Raw genomic sequence first — 21529 nt, 5'->3', positions numbered from 1 at the left:
TTTGTAGGGGGCGACCAAGCACGACCTCGACAAGCAGGTAAAGCCATGTTCCTCGCCATCACCAACACGCCCCGCGACTACGCCTGGGGTTCGACGACGGCCATCGCCGACCTGCTCGGTCGTCGACCGAGCGGCCGCCCCGAGGCCGAGCTCTGGCTCGGCGCGCACCCGGGCTCGCCGAGCGTCGTCGTGGCCCCGGCGGTGGTGGGCGGCGCCGACACCCTCGCCGACTGGTTCGCCGCCGAGCCGGCCCGGGCCCTCGGGCGCGACCGGGACCACCTGCCGTTCCTGCTGAAGCTGCTCGCGGCCGACGGCCCGCTTTCCATCCAGGCGCACCCGACCCCCGAGCAGGCCCGGGAGGGCTTCGCTCGCGAGGACGCCGCCGGCATCCCGCTCGACGCCCCCGAACGCAACTACAAGGACTCGTCGGCCAAACCCGAGATCATCGTGGCACTCAGCGACACCTTCGACGCCCTCTGCGGGTTCCGCGAGCCGGCCGAGACCCTGGCCGACGTCGACCTCCTCGACGACGGCTCGGGGCGCCTCGACCGGCTCCGTCGGCACCTGGGCGAGTCCCTGCGGTCGACCCTCGCGTTCCTCTTCCAGGCCGACGACGACTCGGCCGCGACCATCGCCGCGGTCAGCGAGCTCGCCGCCGCCCACCGGGCCGGCGGCGCGAGCGTCGCGACGGTCGTCGACCTGGCCGAGCGCTACCCGGGCGACCCCGGGGTCGTCCTCTCGCTGTTGCTCAACCGGGTGACGCTGCGGGCCGGCGAGGCCCTGTTCCTGCCCGCCGGCAACGTCCACGCCTACCTGGGTGGCTTCGGCGTCGAGCTCATGGCCCCCTCCGACAACGTGCTGCGCGGCGGGTTGACGCCCAAGCACGTCGACGTCCCCGAACTGCTGAAGGTCCTCGACTTCGAACCGCTGCCCGTGCCCCGCCTCGAGCCCACCACGGTCGCCCGGGGGGTCGAGCGCTTCGCGCCGTCCGGCACGGGGTTCGCCATGCTCAGGGTCGACGCCTCGGGACCGGGGGCCGTCGTCGAGATCGGCGGTCCGAGCATCGTCCTGGTCACCGACGGCGAGGTCCACGTCAAGGGGCAGGACGGCACCATCCGGCTCGGTCGTGGGGAGTCCGCGTTCGTGACGCCCGACGAGGTCCGGCTCGCGATGACCGGCGACGGCACCGCGTACGTGGCCACGCCGGCCTGAGCCGGGGGCGGGGCCGCCGACCGCCGCCGCGCGCCACGTGCCGGGCCCGCCACCACCCGCCGGGCACCCGGTAGGTTGGCCCCATGTCATGGTTGGTCACCGGCGGTGCCGGGTACATCGGTTCTCACGTCGTCCGCGAGTTCACGGGGGCGGGCATCGACGCGGTGGTCCTCGACGACCTCTCGTCAGGCCTCGAGGGCTTCGTGCCCGCCGACGTGCCGTTCGTCCGGGGCTCGATCCTCGATCGCGAGCTGATCGAGCAGACCATCGACCGTCACGGCGTCACGGGCGTCGTCCACGTCGCGGGCTACAAGTACGCCGGGGTCTCGGTCCAGCGTCCGCTGCACACCTACGACCAGAACGTCACGGGGACCGCCCGCCTCCTCGAGGCCATGTCGAGCCGGGGCGTCGACCGGATCGTGTTCTCGTCGAGCGCGGCCGTCTACGGCACGCCGCCGACCGAACTCGTCACCGAGGACACCCCCAAGGCGCCCGCGTCGCCGTACGGCGAGAGCAAGCTGATCGGCGAGTGGCTGCTGCGCGACCAGGCCGTGGCCGAGGGGCTGCGACACACGAGCCTGCGCTACTTCAACGTCGTGGGCTCGGGTCGACCCGACCTCTGGGACGCCAGCCCGCACAACCTCTTCCCGCTCGTCTTCGCGGCTCTCGTCGAAGGACGCGTCCCGCGCATCAACGGCGACGACTACGCCACCCCCGACGGCACATGCGTCCGGGATTACGTCCACGTCGCCGACCTGGCGGTCTCGCACGTCGCCGCGGCCCGCCGACTGGACGCGGGCGAGCCCGTCGAGCCCGCCTACAACCTCGGTTCGGGCGGGGGCGTCTCGGTCGCCGAGATCATGGCCGCGATGCGCGAGGGCACCGGCATCGACTTCACGCCCGAGATCGCTCCGCGTCGCCCCGGCGACCCGGACCGCATCGTCGCGGACGGCAGCCTGGCGGCCCGGGACCTCGACTGGGAGATGCGGCACACGCTCCTCGAGATGGTCACGAGCGCCTGGGAGGCCGCACCTCGCGGCTGACGGACGTCACCGCGCTCGACATCACCCGTTCCGCTCGAAACGTCCCCCGACACGCCGGGGCTCCCTTGCCCCTGATCGGGGGGTGGAGGGTTTATTGGCCCTCGACTTGACGGATGGGTAATGACACCGGTGTAATTACCTTGTCGCGTACATTCACGGGCGATCGACACGAGGGGAGATGCGCTGTGGGCATCCACGAGAACCGCGCCGGCGTCCCGGACGACTGGCACGTCGACCCGATCCAGCTGGGTGTCCCCGGCGTCGGATCGTCGGCGTCGCGAACCACCGTCGCCGACGACGAGAACCAGCTGGCCTGGCAGGCGGATTCGCTCTGCGCCCAGACCGACCCCGAGGCCTTCTTCCCCGAGAAGGGCGGCTCCACGCGGGACGCCAAGAAGATCTGCGCCTCCTGCGACGTCCGGGCCCAATGCCTCGAGTACGCCCTGCAGAACGACGAGCGATTCGGCATCTGGGGCGGGCTGTCCGAGCGCGAGCGTCGCAAGCTCCGCAAGCGGGCCTGACCCGCGCCTCCTCGGCTTCCGACGGCATCGACCCCTCCGGGTCGGTGCCGTTCCGTCGTCCCGGACGGGGGCGAGGGGCCGGGAGGCGCGGGTCGCCACGTCTCGCTCGTCGCGTCGGCGCGCCGAGCCGGTGCCCGCGTCGGTGCGACCTAGGCTGCACGAGTCATGCAGCCGAGAGTCACAGCGATCCTCGTCGCCCCTGGTGGAGCGACCTACCTCGACCGAACCCTCGACGGGCTGTCGCGTCAGACGCGGCCCCCGGAGGCCCTGGTGGTGGTCGACACCGGCGGCAAGGACTCGGCCGCGGGCCGGCTCTCGCTCAGCGGTGCCGCCCAGCTGGCCTCGCTGCCCGACGCCAAGACCTTCGGTGCCGCCGCCGCGCACGGCGTCCGGCTCTCCGACCCGGGCGACGGCGACCCCGACGAATGGGTCTGGCTGCTCGGCCACGACAACGCGCCCGCGCCCGAGGCGCTCGAGCACCTCATGACGACCGTCGAGGTGTCGCCGTCCGTCGCGGTCGCGGGGCCCAAGCTGATGCGGTGGGGTCAGCCCGGTGTCATCGCCGAGTTCGGCGAGACCGTCACCCGGTACGGCGCCTCGCTCGCCCGTGTCGAGAACGAGCTCGACCAGGGCCAGCACGACGTCACCGACGACGTGCTCGGCGTCGCGGCGGGCGGCATGCTCGTCCGTCGCACCGTCTGGACCGCGCTGGGCGGCTTCGATCCCGCGCTGCCGCACGTGGACGCGGCGCTCGACTTCTCCATCCGTGCCCGTCTCGCCGGTCACCGTGTGGTGCTCGTGCCCGATGCGAAGGTCGACAGCGCCGGACCGCCGGAGGAGTTCGGCCACGGACCCGTCGGTCACGCCCGTCGAGCGCGCCTCCACCGTGCGGCACAACTGCACCGGCGCCTCGTCTACTCGGCCGCCGTCCTGTTGCCGCTGCACTGGCTCAGCCTCGTGCCGTTGGCGGTCGTGCGCAGCGTGTGGCACCTGCTGACCAAGAACCCCGGAGCCGTGGTGGGCGAGTTCGCCACCGCGTTCCGGGCTGCCTTCGGCGGCTCGCACGTGCGGTCCGCCCGTCGGGCACTCGCCCGCACCAAGAGCGTCGGCTGGAGTTCGGTCGAGCCCCTGCGGGCGTCACGCGCGTTGCTGCGTGAACGTCGCGTCACCGAACGCGATGCGCAGGTCGCCGTCGTCGAGGACGCGCCCGATCCCCGGGCCAGCTTCGTCCACTCGGGCGGTCTCTGGGTCGTCCTGGTCGCCGCCGTCGTCGGCGTGGTCGCGTTCCTGCCGCTGCTCGGCAACCCGGCCGTGACGGGTGGCGGGCTCCTGCCGCTCAGCACCTCGGTGGGTCAGCTGTGGTCGTCGGTCGGCTACGGCTGGCGCGAGATCGGCACCGGGTTCCTCGGTCCCTCCGACCCGTTCGCCGCACTCGTCGCCGTCCTGGGCAGCCTGACGCCCTGGTCGCCGTCCACCGCGGTCGTCGGCGTCTACGTCGTGGCCCTGCCGCTCTCGGCGCTGGGGGCCTGGTTCGCCACCCGCCGCGTGACCCGTCGCACCTGGGTGCCGGCCGTCGCCGCCGCGCTCTACGCCCTCTCGTCGCCCCTGCTCTCGGGGCTGCAGTCCGGACACCTGGGCGCCGTCCTCGCGCACGTGGCGCTCCCGTTCCTGGTCTGGGCCATGATCGGCGCCGCGAGGTCGTGGACGGCCGGGGCCACCGCATCCTTGCTCTTCGCCGTCGTCGCCGCCGCTGCTCCGTCGCTCGTCCCGGCGCTGCTCGTCGGCTGGCTCGGGTCGATCGTCAGCCGCCCGCGCGGCACCCACCGGCTCGTCGCGGTGCCCCTGCCCGCGCTGGCCCTCTTCGCCCCGCTCGTCGTCGCCCAGCTGCAGCGGGGCACCTGGTGGGCCGTGTTCGCCGACCCCGGCGTCCCGACGAGGTCGGACCCCGCGTCGCCGCTGCAGCTGCTGCTCACGTCGCCCGAGACGGGCCTCAACGGCTGGACGGCCCTGATCGCCGGAACGGGCTTCTCGTCCGCCACGCTCGCCGTGCTGGTGGCCGTCGCGATCGCCCCGCTGGCGCTGCTCGCCGTGGCCTCGCCGTTCGTCGGCTCGCAGCGCCGCGCGGTCCCCGCCCTCGCGCTCGCCCTGCTCGGCTACCTCACGGCCGTCGCCGCGACCCACGTGTCCGTCACGGGCGTCGGCAGCGACACGACCACGATCTGGGCCGGCAGTGGGCTGAGCCTGTACCTGCTGGGACTCGTCGGTGCCGCGGCCGTGACCCTCGACCGGTTGCCGAGGATCGCCCCGCCGGCCGGTGCCCTGGTCGCCGTGCTCGCGGTGGCGGCCGCGGCCCCCACCGTCATCGCGTCGTTCGGCCCCGTGGCCGACGTCCGTCCGAGCTCGGGCCGCATCCTGTCGGCCTACGTCACGGCGGAGGCCGAGGCGACGCCCGACGTCGGGACGCTCGTCCTCACGCCTCAGCCGGACGGCTCGCTCGCCGTGTCGCTCGAGCACGGGCAGGGAGCGACGCTCGACGACCAGTCGACGCTCGACTCGACCGCCCAACGCCTCACCTCGGTCAACGAAGACCTCACCGTCCTGGCCGGGAACCTCGTCAGCCGCAGTGGTTTCGACCCGACCGACGACCTGCGTCGACTCGGTGTCGGGTTCGTGCTGCTGACGGCCACCGACGACGACGGCGACGCCGACCGGCTCGGCCAGCGCGCGGGCGAGGCCCTCGACGCCGACGCCGACTTCCTGCCCGTCGGCGACACGTCCAACGGCCTGCTCTGGCGCTACGTGGAGGCGCAGGACGAGCGCGACGCGCGTCCGGCTGCCGGACCCTTGCGTCCGATCGTCTTGATCAGCTGGGGGCTCGTCTTCGGTTCCGCCCTGCTGCTCGCCATCCCGACGTCGCCGCGGCGACGTCGATCCCGGGCCGGGACGCCCGAGGCCGAGCAGCCCGCCACGACCTTCGACGAGGAGCGAGATGAATAAGCGATCGGTCTTCTCCACGACGGGACGAGTGGCGGTCGGCGTCGTCGGCCTCGCCGTCGCCGCGGCGGTCGTCGGGGGTGCCGCGGTCGTGCGCCTTCCCTCGTTCGAGACGGTGCCGGCGGGCCAGCTCGTGACCCCGGTGCCCGTGGACCAGCAGCGGGTCTGCACCGGTGCGCTGTTGCAGCTCTCGGACGCCGAGGGTCAGCAGGCCACGACCGCGAGTTCGGTCGGTCGGGCCGCCGTCGCCCGGCAGTCGAGCGAGGGCGACGTCGACGTCGAGGAACTCGCCGGTGCCGACGGCAGCGACTCGCGGCCGTCCGTGGTCACCGCGCCCGTCGAGGGCAGCGACGTGCCCCTCGTCGCGGCGGCCCAGAGCCAGTCGGTCGACGAGGGCGACCTGCGTGGCTTCGCCTCGGCGCCGTGCACCGAGCCCACGAGCTCGACGTGGCTGATCGGCGGCTCGACCGAGACGGGGCGCGTGTCGCTCATCAGCCTCGTGAACCCCAGCGAGGTGAACGCCACCGTCGACCTCGACATCCGGTCCGAGACCGGCGAGGTGCAGGGCCCCGGCATCGACGGCATCGTCGTCGCGCCACGCAGCCAGAAGGTGGTGCCGCTCTCGGGCTTCGCGACCGGACTCGTCTCGCCGGCCGTCCACGTGTCGAGTCGTGGTGGGCAGATCGTCGCCACCCTCCAGCAGAGCGTCGTCCGGACCCTCGAACCGGGCGGCGTGGACATCGTGACCGGGTCCGCCGCACCCTCGCGCGAGTCGGTCGTCACGGGGATCGTCGTCCGCGATTCGGCGAACCTCGAGGGTGCGCTGGCCGATCCGTCGTCCTCCGACTTCCAGTCCGTGCTGCGCGTCCTCGTTCCGGGCCAGGATCCCGCTCAGGTGAGCGTCTCCTTGGCCACCGACGACGGTACCGGCACCACGTTCGAGACCCGGGTCGAGGGGGGTCGCGTGACCGACGTGCCGATCGACGGGCTCGAGGACGGTGTCTACACCGCCACCGTGCGGTCGTCCACGGCCGTGGCCGTCGCCGCCCGCACCTCCACCGTCGCCGCCGACGCAGGAGGCGTGGACCTGAGCTGGGCCGCCTCGTCGCCGCGCCTCTCGGGTGACACCGAGGCCGTCGTGCCCGACGGTGAGGGCGGACGCCTCTGGCTCGCGAACCCCGGTCAGGACGCCGTGACGGCCGAGGTCACGGTGGGTGACGGCGACGAGCGGGTCGTCGAGGTGCCCGGTGGGTCGACGGTCGGCGTCGACGTGGCCTCGGGCGACGCCGTCCGGCTCGAGGACGCCGACGGCCTGCGGGCGGGTGTCAGCTTCTCGGCACCCGCAGCCATCGCCGCCTGGCCGGTGACCTCGCCGTTCCCGGCGTCGACGCCCGTGACCGTCTACCCCTGACGGCCTGACGGCCTGACCGCCTGAAAGCCCGACGGCCTGACGGCCCGGCCTCCCCGACCGTCGGCGCGACCCCGACGGCAGACACGGCCCCGACGCTCGAGTGGGTCAGCCGTCGCGCCAGCGGTCGGGCGCGAGCTCCCACGGGTCCTTGCCGAGCAGATCGGCCACGGCGCGGAACACGTACCCCTCGACGAGCACACGGTGGTTCCACTCGTCCTCGGCGGCACCCCGTCGGTCGTGCGACGGTGCGAGCCGTTCGATCGGCAGGCGGTACAGCACCACCCGGCCGGCGGTCCGGTCGACCGACCAGCGTTCGACGCGGGTGCGGTCGGGTTCGGCGGGGAGGCCGGCGACCTCGAACGACGTGTCGGCGAGTTCGTCGGGCCATGCCTCGCGCAGGTAGTCGGCGGTGGCGGCCACGATGTCGTCGAAGAGATCGACCCGCGTGCGCAGGAAGGGCAGGTGGGGCCCGGCGGCCGACGACCGCAACCCGCGCCCGTGGCGGTCGCGCCGACGGGACCGGTCGGTGACGCGTGCGGGGCGGGCCTTGCTCATCCGCCCATCGTAGGCCCGGCGAGGAGGCGCGGGTCGGTCCCCGGGGGACCTCGCGATAGTCTGTCCGCCAGATGAACGGTCGACCCTGCAGCAAGGTGACGTGCCACGACGAGGCCGTCGCGACGCTGACGTACGTGTACGCCGACTCGATGGTCGTCGTCGGGCCCCTGAGCGACCGCGTCGAGCCGCACGGTTACGACCTCTGCGACCGCCACGCGGGCTCGTTGTCGGTCCCGCAGGGCTGGCAGGTCCTGCGCCGGGTAGTTTTGGGCCATGACCTCTGAGAACACCCCCGTCGACCTGACCGCCTTCGTCAAGACCTACGACGTCCGTGGGCTGGTCGGCAGCCAGCTCACCGACGAGGTGGTCGAGGCGTTCGGTGCGGCGTTCGCCGACGAGATCGACGGCGCCGGCCGCGACCTGGTCGTCGGCCACGACATGCGCGACTCCTCGCCGGGCTTCGCCGACGCCTTCGCCCGCGGCGCGCGCGCCCGGGGTGCGAACGTCGTCGCGCTGGGCCTGTGCTCGACCGACGAGTCGTACTTCGCCTCCGGCTCGCTCGACGCCCCGGCGGCCATGTTCACCGCGAGCCACAACCCGGCCACCTACAACGGCATCAAGATGAGCCGGGCCGGCGCCCAGGGCATCAGCCTCGACACGGGGCTGTCCTCGATCCGTGACCGCGCCTCCTCGTTCCTGGCCGACGGCATCGAGGCCGTCGCCGAGCCCGGCACCGTCCGAGAGCACGACGCGCTACCCGACTACGCCGCCTACTTGCGCGGACTGGTCGACCTCTCCGGCATCCGGCCCATCACGGTCGTCGTCGACGCGGGCAACGGCATGGGCGGCCTGACGGTCCCGGCGGTGCTGGGCGAGGCCGCGGGCCTGCCGAAGCTGCCGATCGAGATCATCCCGCTGTACTTCGAACTCGACGGAACCTTCCCCAACCACGAGGCCAACCCCCTCGACCCGGCGAACATCGTCGACCTGCAGAAAGCCGTCCTCGAGCACGGGGCCGACCTGGGGCTGGCGTTCGACGGTGATGCCGACCGCTGCTTCGTCGTCGACGAGAAGGGCGACGCCGTGACCCCGTCGGCCGTGGCCGCGATCGTCGCCGTCCGCGAGATCGCGCGCGTCCGTGCCGCCGAGCCCGACGCCGAGATCTCGGTGATCCACAACCTGATCACGTCGCGCGCGGTGCCCGAGGCCATCGAGGCCGCCGGGGCGACCCCGGTGCGCACCCGCGTCGGCCACTCGCTGATCAAGGACGAGATGCGGTCGACCGGCGCGATCTTCGGCGGTGAGCACTCGGCGCACTACTACTTCCGCGACTTCTGGAGCGCCGACAACGGCATGTTGGCCGCCATGCACGTCCTGGCCGAGTTCGGGGCGCAGGCGGAGCCGCTCTCGACCCTGACCGACCGCTACACGCCCTACGCGGCGAGCGGCGAGATCAACTCGACCGTCACCGACGTGCCGGCGGCGTACGCGCGCATCGTCGAGGCCTATGCCGGGGTCGGCGACTTCGACGAGCTCGACGGGCTCACGGTCAGCGGGACGTCCGACGACGGGTTCTGGTGGTTCAACGTCCGGCCGTCGAACACCGAGCCGTTGCTGCGCCTCAACGCCGAGGCGGCGACGCCCGCCGGCATGGAGCGCGTCCGTGACGACGTCCTCGGGCTGATCCGCGGCTGACGGCCGACCGAGCTCCGGCCGTGGGCGGGGCCGTTACCCCCTGGGGGTATCCTGGCGATCAGATGACACGGGCAGGAGGCGCGGGTGGCGCAGCAGGGTGAGCACACGACGACGAGGCACGTCGGCTACAGCGGCGACAAGGAGCAGATCGTCAAGCGTCTGCGCCGGGCCGAGGGTCAGGTGCGGGGCATCCAGCGCATGGTCGAGGACGACACGTACTGCATCGACGTGCTGACCCAGGTGAGCGCGGCCACGCGGGCCCTCGAGACCGTGGCGCTCCAGTTGCTCGAGGACCACCTCGCCCACTGCGTCGCCCAGGCCGCCCGCGAAGGAGGCGACGTCGCGGACGCCAAGGTCCGCGAGGCGTCGGCGGCGATCGCGAGGCTCGTCCGGTCGTGAACCCGAGTCGCGCGGCCGGCCACGACGGCGACGGTCAGCGGCGGGGGAAGCCCGGGACGGTCTCGGTCAGTGCCGGGGTCAGGCGGTCGAGCAGTGCGGACTCGCGGGCCAGGGCGGCGGACTCGCGCTGACGACGGAGCGCCGAGACGCCGGCCAGGAGGAACTCGGGTTCGCCGGACGGCACGGGCGAGACGTACGGCGTCGCCTCGGCCGCCAGCTCGTCGGCGACACGTCGTCGGCTGGCGGGGGAGAGCTGCGGTGCCTGCTGCAGGAACGACGCGATGCGACGGGCCAGGCCGTCGGGCAGGCGCCCGACGTCCGCGATCTCGGCCCAGCCCTGCAGGTGCGACGGCACGCCGTAGACCACGTGGGCGGCCTTGGACACACGCTCGTTGCGACTGTAGGTGCCGGCCATCAGGTCGCCCAGGCGGCGGGACGAGCCGTTCAGCAGGGCGACGACGACGGCCAGGCCGCCACTGGTCGAGACGATCTCGAGCAGCCCCACGAGTGCCCGGGTGAGGGCGTGGCGCAGGCCGATCGCGCCTCCATCGGTGCGGACGATGCGCGCACCGACGGCGAGCTTGCCCAGGGACCGACCGTGGCTCGCGGTCTCGACCACCGTCGGCACGACGATGAAGCAGATCGCGATCGACGCGACGAGGAAGGCCTGCGACAGGGCGTCGTCCAGCACCCCTCCCTCGTTGAGGAGCGAGACGAGCAGCAACGCGCCGACGAGCAGGAGGGCGTAGGCCAGGTAGTCGATGAGCACGCCGGCGGCCCGCAGCACGAAGCTCGTCGGCCGGAGGTCGAGAGCCACCGCCTCGCCCGTGACGAGCTCGTCCCCGCCCGCCGTGAAGGCGTCGACCTGGTCGGGGCGCAGCACCACAGGGGAGGCGCCTCGTGCCTTCGTGCGGGACATGCCTAGTATCTAAGCAGAATGGACATCGACGCCTACGCCGCCGCCCACGGCCACGACTGGGCCGAGCTCGACCGCCTCGCCCGGCACGGCCGACTGAGCGGGCCCGAAGCCGACGAGCTCGTGCGCCTGTACCAGTCCGGGGCCGGTCAGCTGTCGGCGCTGAAGACGGCGACCGGCGACTCGGTGGTGGCCGACCGGCTCTCGATGTCCCTGTCGCGAGCACGACTCCGCTTCACGGGTGCCGGCCGCAACCTGTTCAGCCAGCTGCCCACCTTCTTCGTCGCGCAGCTGCCGGCCGCCCTCTACCGGGTGCGCTGGCTGTCGCTCGTGCTGACGCTCGTGACGGTCGTCGTCGCGGCGGTGTTCGCGATCTGGGCGGCGAACACGCCGGCCTTGTTGGCCTCGTTCGGCAGCGACGAGTTCCGCCGGCAGTTCGCCGAGCAGGACTTCGTGAACTACTACTCCGAGAGCGCCTCGACCTCGTTCACCGGCCAGGTGTGGACGAACAACGCGTACATCGCGGCCCAGTGCGTGGCCTTCGGGATCACCGGGGTCTGGGTGCCTTACGCGATCCTCAGCAACGCCATGAACGTCGGCATCTCGGCCGGGCTCATGGCCGATCAGGGGCGGCTCGACCAGTTCTTCCTGTACATCGCTCCCCACGGCCAGCTCGAGCTCTACAGCATCTTCGTCGCCGGGGCGGCCGGTCTGATGATCTTCTGGTCCTGGGTGGCGCCCGGTGCCCGCACCCGGGGGCAGGCGTTGGCACAGGACGGCCGCGCACTCGTGACCATCGCCGTCGGGCTGATGCTCTCGTTGCTGGTCTCGGGCGTCATCGAGGGGTTCGTCACCCGGCAGGCGTGGCCGTGGCCGATCAAGATCGGCATCGGCACCGTGGCCTTGCTCGGCTTCCTGGCCTACCAGTGGTTGCTCGGCGGGCGGGCCCACCGGGCCGGGCAGACCGGCGACCTCGACGAGTTCGAAGCCGGGGCGACGCAGCTCGTCGCCGACTGATCCTGCGTCGCCGCCCCGCCCCGTGCCTCCGTCAGAGGCGACCGGCCGCCTTGAGCGCGAGGTAGCGGTCGGCCAGGGCGGGGGGCAGGTCGGCCGGCGCCCCGGTCACGACGTCGGCGCTGACCTGACGCAGGGCGGCGGCGACACGGCCCTGGTCGAGCCGGGCACGCTCGGCGGAGGCCGCCCGGTAGACCTCGTCGCGGGTGCCGCGTCGCGAGACCGTCTCGTCGAGGGCCGGATCGGTGACCGACGCCACGACGACGAGGTGCTGGCGGGTCAGCTGGGGGATCGCGGCGAGCAGCGATCGGGAAGCGCCGGGGCTGTCGACCGTCGTCGCCAGGACGACCAGCGCCCGGCGGGACGTCACCGAGCGGACGAGAGCAGGCACTGCGGACCAGTCGGTCTCGACGAGTTCGGGCTCGATCGGAGCCATGGTCTCGACCATCGACGACAGCAGGGCGGGTCCGGTCGCGCCCTGGACGCGGCCCCGGACCCGACGGTCGAACAGGACGACGTCGACCCGGTCGCCGGCCCTCGAGGCCAACGCCCCGAGCAGCAGGGCCGACTCGAAAGCGGTGTCGAGCCGGGGTTCGTCGTCGATGCGAGCCGCCGACGTGCGCCCCGTGTCGACCACGACGACCACCCGACGGTCGCGCTCGGGTCGCCAGGTGCGCACGACGAGGTCGTCGCGGCGTGCGGTCGCCCGCCAGTCGATGGAGCGGACGTCGTCCCCTCGCACGTACTCGCGCAGGCTGTCGAACTCGGTGCCCTGGCCGCGGATCATCACGCTCGTGCGGCCGTCGAGCTCGCGCAGCCGGGCCAGGCGGGAGGGCAGGTGCTTGCGCGACGAGAACCGCGGCAGCACGCGCACCGCGCCGGGCACCTCGTGCGTCGCCTGTCGACCGGCGAGCCGCAGCGGGCCGACGGTCCGGACGGTGACGCCTCCGGCGCGGCGCTCGCCCCGACGGAACGGGGTCAGCGTCACGGTGAGGGTCGCGGCCCGTCCCGGCCGCAGGGAGAGACGGCGGCGGGTGGGGGTGGCGCCGGCCGACGGCTGCCAGGCGTCCCGCAGGAGTCCGCGCAGGGTGCGTGGACCGTCGTTCACCACGGTCAGCCGGGCGGGTGCGCTCTCGCCGAGACGGATCGCCCCGGGCAACTCGCGCCGGATCGTGAGCGACCGGGGCGAGGCCGCGAGAGCCACGTCGACCACGGTCAGCGCCGTGACGACGCCGAGCCAGCCGACGATCGCCCAGCCGCTGCCCGTGACGACGACGGGCACGACGCCGAATGCGACGAGCACGACGAACCAACCGGTGATCGCCATGGCTAGAGCGGCACCCGGACCTGCTGCAGGACCGAGCGGACGATGCCGTCGGCGTCGACGCCCTCGAGCTCGGCCTCGGGTCGCAGCTGCAGGCGGTGTCGCAGCACGGGCAGGGCCATGGCCTGGACGTGGTCGGGCGTGACGTGGTCGAAGCCGGTCAGCCACGCCCACGCCTTCGAGGCGGAGAGCAGGGCCGTCGACCCGCGGGGGCTCACGCCGATCTTCACCGACGGGCTCTCGCGCGTGGCCCGGGCCAGGTCGACCATGTAGGCGAGCACGTCGGGGGAGGCGCCGACGCGGGCCACCTCGGCCTGGGCGCGGGCGAGGTCGTCGGGGCCGAGCACCGGGGTGACGCCGGCGGCCCGCAGGTCGCGGGGCGAGAAGCCCGCGGCGTGGCGGCTCAGCACCTCGACCTCGGCCTCGCGCGGCGGCAGGTCGAGGGTGAGCTTCATCAGGAACCGGTCGAGCTGGGCCTCGGGCAGCGTGTAGGTGCCCTCGTACTCGACGGGGTTCATGGTCGCCGCGACCAGGAACGGCGTCGGCAGTGCGCGGCTGACCCCGTCGACCGAGACCTGGCGCTCCTCCATCGCCTCGAGCAGCGCGGACTGGGTCTTGGGCGGCGTGCGGTTGATCTCGTCGGCGAGCAGCACGTTGGTGAACACCGGGCCGGCCCGGAAGTCGAACTCGCCCGACTTCGCGTCGTAGACGAGCGACCCGGTGATGTCGCCGGGCATCAGGTCGGGCGTGAACTGCACCCGGGCGGTGTCGAGCGACAGCGAGTGGCTGAGGGCGCGCACGAGCAGCGTCTTGGCCACGCCGGGGACGCCCTCGAGCAGGGCGTGCCCCTGCGCCAGCAGGGTGACGATCAGGCCCGTCACGGCACCGTCCTGGGCCACGACGGCCTTGCCGACCTCGGTTCGGACTCGGGCGAAGGTCTGCTGCAGTTCTGAGCTCATCTGGTGGGGTCCTCCGGGGTGGGGATCGGTGCGGGGGCGAGCGGACGAGGCGCAGGAGGCGCGGGTCGGGTCACGACGGAGCCACCGCCCGTCGCACCGCGCGCTCGAGGTCGAGCAGGCTGTCGCTCAGCGAGACGAGTTCGCGGTCGTCGGCCGGGTCGGCGTCCACGAGGACGTGCCGGAGGCCCCGGGGGTCGGCCGAGGTGAGAGCGGCCACCCGGGCGACGACCTCGTCGACCGAGGCGGTCGACGACAGGCCCGTCGCTCGCGCGAGTCGCCCGAACGTGCCGATGCGGAGCTGGTCGAGGGCGTGGCGGCGCTGCCCGGACCGTTCGTACAGCCGGGCGCGACCCTCGGTGGTCTCGGACGCCTTGACGGTCACCGGCAGTCGCTCGACGACGAGGGAGCCGAGGCGTCGACCCCGCCACACCATGGCAGCCACTCCGGCCAGGAGGAGCACCACCAGCGACGGCGTCACCCACGGGGGCGTGAGGGTGGCGAGCGTGCCCTGGCCCTCGGGCAGGTCGCCGGCCGAGGGCAGGTACCAGGTCAGTTCGGAGGACCCGCCGAGCAGGGCGAGCGCGAAGGCCGCGTCGTCGTCCGTGGCGATCGCGCCGTTGGTCAGGGCGCCCGTGGCACCCAGGACGGACACCCTCGCGTCGCCGTCGTCGAGCTCGACGAGTCCGTAGCCGTCGTCGGTGGGCAGGCAGCGGACGGCGTCCGGGGCGTCGACGGCGTAGGCGACCCCCGTGACGTCGACCCGGGACGCCTGCTCGAGGGCCGGTGACGAGCAGGCGGGTGCGGCCGTGCCGTCCTCGACCGGGGCGGCCACGGCCACGCCCGGGGCCACGCTGTCGAGCGCGGCGGACCCGGGGGAGAGGAGCACGAGGTGGGAGGCCGCCGTCGCGAGGCGCCGCCACTGGTCGCCGACCAGGAACCCGGAGGCGTCGTCGACGAGGAGCGTGCCGTCGCCCGACCCGAGCCGGTCGAGGGTGTCGTCGAGGGTGGTCGTCACGGTCACGTCGACGCCCTGCCGCCCGAGCACCTCGACGAGTGCCTTCGCCCCACCGGGGGCGGCGTTCGCGGGGCCGAGGGCGCGCCCCTCGCCCGAGCCCGAGCCGACGAGGAGTGTCGCCGTGACGCCGAGCGCCAGGACGAGGGCGAGGGCGACCCAGAACCGGGCACGTCGCAGCGACGCCGTGAATGTGGGTGTCGAGACCGTGCCGGTCTCGGCGGAGGGTGCGGTGACGGTCACGCGTCCACCCGCCGGGACGACGTCACTCGCCGGTCGAGCTCGACGACGGCTCGGTAGGCCTCGTCGGTGCCGACGCGGTCGAGGTAGCGGACGCCGTCGAAGGCCGTGGCGGCGTCGGCGAACCCGGCCCGGAGGTCGGGGAAGACGTCGCCCGCCCGGCGGGCCACGTCGCGGGCGGTGGTGCCGGGGGAGACCGCGACGTCGCCCCGCTCGGCCAGCGAGCGGGCGATCGCCCGGAAGGCCTCGGCGACGGCGAGCGTCAGGTCGCCGCGGGAAGCGGCCTCCCGGGCCGCGGCACGCATGGCGTCGCTGTCGCGGACGTCGTCGTCGCCGAAGAGGACGAGGTCGCGGGCGGACCGGCGGTTCAGCCGCGGCACGCCGTAGACGAGCAGCACGACCACGACGACCACCACGACGACCACGAGCAGCACGATCGCCGTGACCGCCGGCGCCCCCTCGGTCCCCCCGAACCGGATCGAACCGAGCCAGTCCCAGAACGCCTGCGCCGCACGGTCGAGCCACGACGGCTGCGCCGCCACGTACTCGGGCCCGGTGAGCTCGCGCAGGACCTCGCGCCGGGCGTCGTCGGCGTCGGGGGTCAGCGGGGGCCCGGCGGCGAAGGGCAGGGGACTCACCAGCGGGGTGCTCCCGGGTGCGTCGTCGGGGTGAGCGGGACCTCGGGCGTGCGGTACGGGTCGGGTTGCCCCTCGGCCGACCGTCCGCCGCGCTCGACGTAGCGGACGAGTTCGAGGTCGAGCCCCTCGGTGCGGATGCGCCGGTCGATGTAGACGAGGCCGGCCGACGCCGCCTGCAGCACGGAGCCGATCGCGCCGATGACCGCCGTGATGCCCAGGGTCACGGCGTAGGTGCCCGCCGTCAAGGCGAGGAAGGTCGGGTCGGTCACGTCGCCCGTGGGGGCGAGCGTGCCGGTCAGGACGCTGAACAGCACCGAGAAGGGCGTCGCGACGACCTGCGACGCGACCTGGATCATGAGGAACACCAGCGCGATCACGCCGAAGGTCCGCCAGAAGGAGGCGCGGGTCAGCGACCACGAGCGCCTCACCGCCGCGCCGAGGGTCATCCGCTCGAGCACGATCGCGCTCGGCACGAGGCAGGTCTTGACGGTCAGCCACACCCCGAGCACGAGGAGACCCAGCCCGAGCAGGACCCCGACCCCGATGCCGACGGCGATGCTCGGGCCCGAACCGACGGCCACGCCGACGACGACGACGCCGGCCACGAGTGCCAGCGCTACGACGTAGGCGGCGGTGAGCAGGGCGGACCAGCCGACGAGCGTGCCGAGGCGGCCCTTGGCCAGCGCCCAGAGGCCGCCGAGTCGCAGCTTCTCTCCGAGCGTCTGACGAGCGGTCTCGAGCACGAAGAGCCCCTGGAGCAGGGCCGTGACGATCACCTGCAGGGCGACCGGCACGAGGGCCGACGCGGCCACGATGGCGACGGCGCCGGCCAGCACCGCGTCACGGTCGCGGGGGAGGGCCTGTTCGACCCGCCCGAAGGCCAGGAAGGCGCTGCCGCCGGTGATCGCGACGGTCACGACGAGCAGGACGACCTGCGACAGCAGGGCCGTGCCGAACGTGGTGCGCGGGTTGCGGCGGAAGACCTGGAACGAGGCGCCCAGGATCTCGCCGAAGGTCAGAGGGCGCAGCGGCACGAGGCCCGGTTTCGGCGGCGGGGCCCAGCCGGGGGCGGTCGGCGGGGTGGACCCGCCCGGGGACGCCCCGGGGACGGGCGAGGGCCCGGCGGGGACGGGGCCGGCGGACGACGGGTCGACGCGCTCGCCCCAGCGCGGCGGGGAGGTGTCGCCTCCCGGTGTGCTCCAGGCGTTCGGATCGGTCATGGTCCCCCTGGTCGTCCTGACCGTGAGGTCGTCCTCACGGGTGTGTTCATGTTTCCACACCGGACCGGGCGCTGCCAGCCGATGCGCGCCTCCTGCACTAATCTGTCCTGACGTGCCGCCTCCCGAGCGGCCCAGCCCAGACGGAGAACATGAACCCGCGCATCCTCGTGGTCGACGACGACCCGGCGCTCGCCGAGATGATCGGCATCGTCCTTCGCGCCGACGAGTTCGACCCCCACTTCTGCGGCGACGGCGCGGGCGCCCTCGAGGCCTTCCACGAGGCCTCACCCGACCTCGTCCTCCTCGACCTGATGCTGCCCGGCCTCGACGGCATCGAGGTCTGCCGTCTCATCCGTGCCGAGAGCGGTGTGCCGATCATCATGCTGACCGCGAAGGGCGACACGGCCGACGTGGTCCGCGGTCTCGAGAGCGGGGCCGACGACTACGTCGTCAAGCCGTTCAACCCGAAAGAACTCGTCGCGCGCATCCGCACCCGGCTGCGCCCGGCCACCGAGCCGACCAACGACGTCCTCACCGTGGGCGACCTACGCCTCGACGTCGCGGCACACGAGGTGCGACGCGGTGACACGCCGATCGCCCTGACCCCGCTCGAGTTCGAACTGTTGCTCGCGCTCGCCTCGAAGCCGCAGCAGGTCTTCACCCGCGAGATGTTGCTCGAGCAGGTGTGGGGCTACCACTACAAAGCCGACACCCGTCTGGTGAACGTCCACGTGCAGCGGCTGCGCGCGAAGGTGGAGCACGATCCCGACGCGCCCCGCATCGTCACGACCGTCCGCGGCGTCGGGTACCGCGCCGGCGCGGGTTCGTAGCCCGGTCGGGTGGCGCTCGTGTCGACGGCTGCGGGGCCCGACGAGAGCGGGCCCGTCCGGTCGGGCGGTCCGTGGTCGTGGCGGGCACCGGCGTGGCGCACGTGGCCCACCCGGGTGGTCGGCTTCTGGCGATCGTCGCTGTCGTTCCGCACCGTCGCGCTCACGGTGGTGCTGTCGACCGTCGCCGTGACCGTGATCGGCACGCTCATCTCGGTGACCATCGGCACGAGCCTCTACGACCAACGCCGTGAGCAGGTCGAGGCCGAGAGCGTGCGGGCGACGCTGCTGGCGCAGAACATCTTCGACTCGGCCACCGCCACCGAGGACGCCAACCAGGTCGAGCTCGACGCGCTGCAGAACGAGGCGCAGACCGCCATCCTGGGCTCGACCTCGAGCCCGGGCGGGACGAGCATCGCGATCCTCCGGACACCGGGGCAGAACAGTCCGCAGACCATCCAGAACATCGCCAGCCCCGACTTCCCGGACTCCGTGATCTCGCCGGCCCTCCGCGAGGCGGTGGCCGCGGACGACGGACGCCTGTCGATGCAGTCGGTGTCGCTGCCCCCGACGTCGCTGGGCGGCGGCTCGCCCGGCATCGCGGTCGGTTCGACCCTGCAGGTGCCCACCGCGGGCCAGTACGAGCTCTACCTCGTCTACGACCTCAGCGACGCGCAGGCCACGCTCGACCTGATGCAGCGGACGCTCGGCATCGGCTCGCTCGCGCTCGTGCTCTTGATCGGCGCGATCACCTACCTCGTCGTCCGTCTGGTCGTGGGACCCATCCGCACGGCGGCCGAGACCAGTCAGAAGATCGCGGCCGGCCACCTCGAAGAACGCATCCCCGAGAAGGGGCAGGACGTCGTCGCCACGCTCGGGCGCTCCTTCAACGGGATGGCCGACGCCATGCAACGCCAGATCTCGCAACTGGCCGAGCTCTCGCGCGTCCAACAACGCTTCGTGAGCGACGTCTCGCACGAGCTGCGCACGCCGCTGACCACGATCCGGCTGGCCGGTGACGTGCTCTACGACCAGCGCACGTCGTTCACGCCCTCGGCCGCCCGGACGGCCGAGCTGCTGCACACCCAGGTCGACCGGTTCGAGTTGTTGCTCGCCGACCTGCTCGAGATCTCGCGGTTCGACGCGGGTGCCGTCGAGCTCGAGACCGAGCCTGTCACGGTCGTGCGCCTCGTCGAGGACGGCGTGGACGAGTTCGGTCCCCTGGCCGCCGAATCGGGCAGCGTCGTGTCGGTCGTCGCCCGGGGCGGCTACTTCGAGGCCGAGATCGACCCGCGACGGCTGCGCCGCATCCTGCGCAACCTGCTGGGCAACGCCATCGAGCACGGCGAGGGGCGGCCGATCGAGGTCGAGGTCGACAGTGACGCGACGGCCGTCGCGGTCGCCGTGCGCGACAACGGCGTGGGCATGAGCCCTGCCGACGCCGCGCGGGTGTTCGACCGGTTCTGGCGGGCCGACCCCTCCCGCAAGCGCACCATCGGAGGCACCGGGCTGGGCCTGGCGATCAGCCTCGAGGACGCGGCCCTGCACGGCGGCCGGCTCGAGGTCTGGTCCGAGCCGGGCTCGGGCAGCCGGTTCGTCGTCACCCTGCCCCGGGTGGCCGGCGGTCGCATCGAGGGATCGCCCCTGCCGGTCGTGCCGCCGGACCGTCGGGGCGAGACGACCGTCCCGGTGACCGGCGAACCGTGGTCGGGTTCGGTCCCGGCCGTCGAGGCGCCGGGCGCGTCGACCCCGTCGTCGTCGACACCGTCGTCATCGTCGTCGGAGAGAGGGACCGACGATGACTGAACGGCGACGGAACCACCCGTCGGGCCGTCGCACGGCGGTCCTGGCGACCCTCGTGGTCGCCGCGATCGCCCTGACCGGGTGCGTGGGCATCCCCGACGGTGGTCAGGTGCAGCGGGGCGACACCGTCAGCGACGACGTGGTGAGCGACTTCGTGTTCCGGCCCAACGGTCCGGTCGCCGGCAGCTCGCAAGAAAGGCTGCTGCGGGACTTCCTCTCGGCGGGCACCGGGTCCCAGGACAACTACGGGGTGGCGCGTCAGTTCCTCAGTGCCGGCTTCGCCGACGAGTGGGAGCCACGGGCCAGCGTCACCATCCGCCCCGGGGTCGGCTCGACCTCGAGGGTCGGCGGGTCGACGCTCGACTACGCCTTCGTGGGCTCGGCGACGGTCGACTCGGCGGGGCACTACACCCCGGCCACGTCGTCCACGACGACGTCCCTGGCGTTCTCGTTCGTCCGTGAGGGCGGCGAGTGGCGCATCAGCGACGCCCCCGACGGCATCATCCTCTCGCCGGCCACCTTCGACTCGGTCTTCCGGTCGCACGCCGCGTACTTCTACGACCCCACGTTCACCTATCTCGTGCCGGACGAACGCTGGTTCCTCGCGCGGTCGTCGACGAGCACGCGCCTCGCGACGGCGCTGCTCGACGGGCCGTCGGACTGGCTGCAGGGCGCCGTCGTCTCGGCCTTCCCCGAGGGGACACAGCTGTCGCTGACGGCCATCACCGTGGACGACGGGACGGCCCGCGTCGACCTCACCGCCGACGCCCTCGAGGCGACGCCCGACGCCCGGGCCCGGATGCAGGCACAGCTGCTGGCGAGCTTCTCGACCCTCGCGACCGTGACCGCCGTCGAGCTCAGCGTCGAGGGTGCCCCTCTGTCCGTGCCGGCCATGCAGCAGCCCGCGCCCGTGCGTGACCCCGCGGTCGACGCCCGGCCCCTCGTGCTGACCGACGGCGTGCTCGGTTTCGCCACGACGAGCGCCACGAGCCAGCTCCCGGGGCTCTCGGACGCGGTCGAGACCCTCCGGCCCCGGTCGGTCGAGCTGTCGGCAGACCAGACGAGTGCCGCCGTCGGCACCTCGTCGGGCACGTACGCCGTCACGGCCTCGGGCGGAGCCCGCCTGGTCGACGCCCGGACCGGACTCGTCGCCCCCTCGCTCGACGACGCGGGCTTCGTCTGGTCGGTCGTCGCCGACGACCCGTCGAGCCTCACGGCGTACGCGCTCGACGGCACGCCCCACGCGGTGGCGACGTCGCTGCCGGCGGGTCCGAGCGTCACGACGTTCCGCATCTCGCGCGACGGCACCCGCGCGCTCCTGTTGCTCGACGACCAGGGCGAGTCGCGCCTCCTCGTGGCCGCCGTCGTGCGGGACGCCGACGGGGTCCCCCTCCGGCTGGGGCAGCCCCTCGAGCTGTCGGCTCCGGACGGTGCACCCGTCGACGCGACCTGGGCCGATCAACTGACCGTCGCCGTCCTGACCTCCGTGGGCGAGTCGTCGCGGGTGACGATGTCCGAGGTCGGCGGGGACTCGTCGAGCGCCGGCCGTCCGTCGGGCGAGGCGGTCGCGATCGTCGGCGGCAACGGTTTCGACCGCCTGCTGCTGTTGGGTGCCGACGGCGACGTGCTCGAACCCCGAGGCAGCAGTTGGCAGGCCACGGGGTTGACGGCGGATCTGGTGGCGACCCAGCGCTGACGCCCCGGGGTCGCCTCCTCCCCAGGGCGGAAGGTGGCCTGACCGTCCCC

General features: G+C 73.3%; 19 protein-coding genes. 12 read left to right on the top strand and 7 right to left on the bottom strand.

What is annotated here, in order from left to right:
- Window positions 1-45: 45 nt before the first annotated feature.
- The 5 genes from manA to AC1MBW_RS01565 all read left to right on the top strand — a co-directional run bounded on the left by manA (window position 46) and on the right by AC1MBW_RS01565 (window position 7181).
- Window positions 46-1212 carry a mannose-6-phosphate isomerase, class I gene (gene manA / locus AC1MBW_RS01585; RefSeq protein WP_480025242.1) on the top strand — a complete coding sequence of 389 codons (1167 nt, stop codon included), beginning with the start codon at window positions 46-48 and terminating at the stop codon, window positions 1210-1212.
- An 83-nt stretch (window positions 1213-1295) separates the two neighbouring features.
- The gene (gene galE, locus AC1MBW_RS01580; protein WP_480025241.1) at window positions 1296-2255 is read left to right on the top strand and encodes a UDP-glucose 4-epimerase GalE; all 960 of its coding nucleotides are present in this window, start codon (window positions 1296-1298) and stop codon (window positions 2253-2255) included.
- A 185-nt stretch (window positions 2256-2440) separates the two neighbouring features.
- Entirely contained in the window at window positions 2441-2776 is a 336-nt protein-coding gene (locus AC1MBW_RS01575; protein ID WP_167599050.1) for a WhiB family transcriptional regulator, read from the top strand.
- A gap of 165 nt (window positions 2777-2941) precedes the next feature.
- Window positions 2942-5773, top strand: coding sequence for a glycosyltransferase family 2 protein (locus AC1MBW_RS01570; protein ID WP_480025240.1), 2832 nt, complete (start codon window positions 2942-2944; stop codon window positions 5771-5773).
- Window positions 5766-7181: a DUF5719 family protein gene (locus tag AC1MBW_RS01565; protein WP_480025239.1), complete on the top strand. Its 1416-nt coding sequence runs from the start codon at window positions 5766-5768 to the stop codon at window positions 7179-7181. Before AC1MBW_RS01570 ends, AC1MBW_RS01565 begins: the two co-directional genes overlap by 8 nt.
- Before the next feature lie 105 nt (window positions 7182-7286).
- On the opposite strand, the gene AC1MBW_RS01560 is transcribed toward AC1MBW_RS01565, so the two are convergent.
- Window positions 7287-7736, bottom strand: coding sequence for a metallopeptidase family protein (locus AC1MBW_RS01560; protein ID WP_480025238.1), 450 nt, complete (start codon window positions 7734-7736; stop codon window positions 7287-7289).
- 71 nt (window positions 7737-7807) lie between these two features.
- Between AC1MBW_RS01560 and AC1MBW_RS01555 the strand changes: the two genes are divergently transcribed.
- The 3 genes from AC1MBW_RS01555 (at window position 7808) to AC1MBW_RS01545 (ending at window position 9830) form a co-directional block, all read left to right on the top strand.
- Complete coding sequence (locus tag AC1MBW_RS01555) at window positions 7808-8020, top strand: DUF3499 family protein (RefSeq protein WP_480025237.1); 213 nt, start codon at window positions 7808-7810, stop codon at window positions 8018-8020.
- Entirely contained in the window at window positions 8010-9431 is a 1422-nt protein-coding gene (locus tag AC1MBW_RS01550; protein WP_480025236.1) for a phosphomannomutase/phosphoglucomutase, read from the top strand. Before AC1MBW_RS01555 ends, AC1MBW_RS01550 begins: the two co-directional genes overlap by 11 nt.
- A gap of 147 nt (window positions 9432-9578) precedes the next feature.
- A complete protein-coding gene (locus AC1MBW_RS01545; protein ID WP_233568399.1) occupies window positions 9579-9830 on the top strand; it encodes a metal-sensitive transcriptional regulator in 252 nt (83 codons plus the stop codon).
- Window positions 9831-9864: 34 nt separating this feature from the next.
- On the opposite strand, the gene AC1MBW_RS01540 is transcribed toward AC1MBW_RS01545, so the two are convergent.
- On the bottom strand, window positions 9865-10749 hold the full coding sequence (locus AC1MBW_RS01540; RefSeq protein ID WP_480025235.1) for an RDD family protein: 885 nt from the start codon (window positions 10747-10749) through the stop codon (window positions 9865-9867).
- A gap of 18 nt (window positions 10750-10767) precedes the next feature.
- Here AC1MBW_RS01540 and AC1MBW_RS01535 point away from each other — a divergent pair, with 18 nt between their 5' ends.
- Window positions 10768-11763: a stage II sporulation protein M gene (locus AC1MBW_RS01535; RefSeq protein WP_480025234.1), complete on the top strand. Its 996-nt coding sequence runs from the start codon at window positions 10768-10770 to the stop codon at window positions 11761-11763.
- Window positions 11764-11794: 31 nt separating this feature from the next.
- Here AC1MBW_RS01535 and AC1MBW_RS01530 read toward each other — a convergent pair whose 3' ends face one another.
- The 5 genes from AC1MBW_RS01530 to AC1MBW_RS01510 all read right to left on the bottom strand — a co-directional run bounded on the left by AC1MBW_RS01530 (window position 11795) and on the right by AC1MBW_RS01510 (window position 17153).
- The gene (locus tag AC1MBW_RS01530; RefSeq protein ID WP_480025233.1) at window positions 11795-13087 is read right to left on the bottom strand and encodes a DUF58 domain-containing protein; all 1293 of its coding nucleotides are present in this window, start codon (window positions 13085-13087) and stop codon (window positions 11795-11797) included.
- Window positions 13088-13089: 2 nt separating this feature from the next.
- Entirely contained in the window at window positions 13090-14043 is a 954-nt protein-coding gene (locus AC1MBW_RS01525; RefSeq protein WP_480025232.1) for an AAA family ATPase, read from the bottom strand.
- A 70-nt stretch (window positions 14044-14113) separates the two neighbouring features.
- Window positions 14114-15298, bottom strand: a complete 1185-nt coding sequence (locus AC1MBW_RS01520) for a DUF4350 domain-containing protein (protein WP_480025231.1) — start codon at window positions 15296-15298, stop codon at window positions 14114-14116.
- Entirely contained in the window at window positions 15295-15933 is a 639-nt protein-coding gene (locus AC1MBW_RS01515) for a DUF4129 domain-containing protein (protein WP_480025230.1), read from the bottom strand. The genes AC1MBW_RS01520 and AC1MBW_RS01515 overlap by 4 nt, the downstream gene beginning before the upstream one ends.
- Complete coding sequence (locus AC1MBW_RS01510; RefSeq protein WP_480025229.1) at window positions 15930-17153, bottom strand: DUF7847 domain-containing protein; 1224 nt, start codon at window positions 17151-17153, stop codon at window positions 15930-15932. Before AC1MBW_RS01510 ends, AC1MBW_RS01515 begins: the two co-directional genes overlap by 4 nt.
- A 149-nt stretch (window positions 17154-17302) precedes the next feature.
- Between AC1MBW_RS01510 and mtrA the strand changes: the two genes are divergently transcribed.
- From mtrA to AC1MBW_RS01495, 3 genes are read left to right on the top strand one after another with little or no spacing between them, the layout of a single operon-like run.
- The gene (mtrA, locus tag AC1MBW_RS01505) at window positions 17303-17983 is read left to right on the top strand and encodes an MtrAB system response regulator MtrA (RefSeq protein WP_043594311.1); all 681 of its coding nucleotides are present in this window, start codon (window positions 17303-17305) and stop codon (window positions 17981-17983) included.
- A gap of 9 nt (window positions 17984-17992) precedes the next feature.
- Window positions 17993-19786 carry an MtrAB system histidine kinase MtrB gene (gene mtrB, locus AC1MBW_RS01500; RefSeq protein ID WP_480025228.1) on the top strand — a complete coding sequence of 598 codons (1794 nt, stop codon included), beginning with the start codon at window positions 17993-17995 and terminating at the stop codon, window positions 19784-19786.
- Window positions 19779-21479, top strand: coding sequence for an LpqB family beta-propeller domain-containing protein (locus AC1MBW_RS01495; RefSeq protein WP_480025227.1), 1701 nt, complete (start codon window positions 19779-19781; stop codon window positions 21477-21479). The genes mtrB and AC1MBW_RS01495 overlap by 8 nt, the downstream gene beginning before the upstream one ends.
- Window positions 21480-21529: the final 50 nt, after the last annotated feature.

The organism is Frigoribacterium sp. AP1 (assembly GCF_056680555.1).
The sequence above is the reverse complement of the archived record's forward strand: the minus strand, read 5'-3'. Positions and strand labels throughout refer to the sequence as shown.

Coding starts and splice junctions, on each gene's coding strand:
- manA (WP_480025242.1), top strand. CDS start 46: ATGTTCCTCGCCATCACCAACACGCCCCGCGACTACGCCTGGGGTTCG.
- galE (WP_480025241.1), top strand. CDS start 1,296: ATGTCATGGTTGGTCACCGGCGGTGCCGGGTACATCGGTTCTCACGTC.
- AC1MBW_RS01570 (WP_480025240.1), top strand. CDS start 2,942: ATGCAGCCGAGAGTCACAGCGATCCTCGTCGCCCCTGGTGGAGCGACC.
- AC1MBW_RS01565 (WP_480025239.1), top strand. CDS start 5,766: ATGAATAAGCGATCGGTCTTCTCCACGACGGGACGAGTGGCGGTCGGC.
- AC1MBW_RS01560 (WP_480025238.1), bottom strand. CDS start 7,736: ATGAGCAAGGCCCGCCCCGCACGCGTCACCGACCGGTCCCGTCGGCGC.
- AC1MBW_RS01555 (WP_480025237.1), top strand. CDS start 7,808: ATGAACGGTCGACCCTGCAGCAAGGTGACGTGCCACGACGAGGCCGTC.
- AC1MBW_RS01550 (WP_480025236.1), top strand. CDS start 8,010: ATGACCTCTGAGAACACCCCCGTCGACCTGACCGCCTTCGTCAAGACC.
- AC1MBW_RS01540 (WP_480025235.1), bottom strand. CDS start 10,749: ATGTCCCGCACGAAGGCACGAGGCGCCTCCCCTGTGGTGCTGCGCCCC.
- AC1MBW_RS01535 (WP_480025234.1), top strand. CDS start 10,768: ATGGACATCGACGCCTACGCCGCCGCCCACGGCCACGACTGGGCCGAG.
- AC1MBW_RS01530 (WP_480025233.1), bottom strand. CDS start 13,087: ATGGCGATCACCGGTTGGTTCGTCGTGCTCGTCGCATTCGGCGTCGTG.
- AC1MBW_RS01525 (WP_480025232.1), bottom strand. CDS start 14,043: ATGAGCTCAGAACTGCAGCAGACCTTCGCCCGAGTCCGAACCGAGGTC.
- AC1MBW_RS01510 (WP_480025229.1), bottom strand. CDS start 17,153: ATGACCGATCCGAACGCCTGGAGCACACCGGGAGGCGACACCTCCCCG.
- mtrA (WP_043594311.1), top strand. CDS start 17,303: ATGAACCCGCGCATCCTCGTGGTCGACGACGACCCGGCGCTCGCCGAG.
- AC1MBW_RS01495 (WP_480025227.1), top strand. CDS start 19,779: ATGACTGAACGGCGACGGAACCACCCGTCGGGCCGTCGCACGGCGGTC.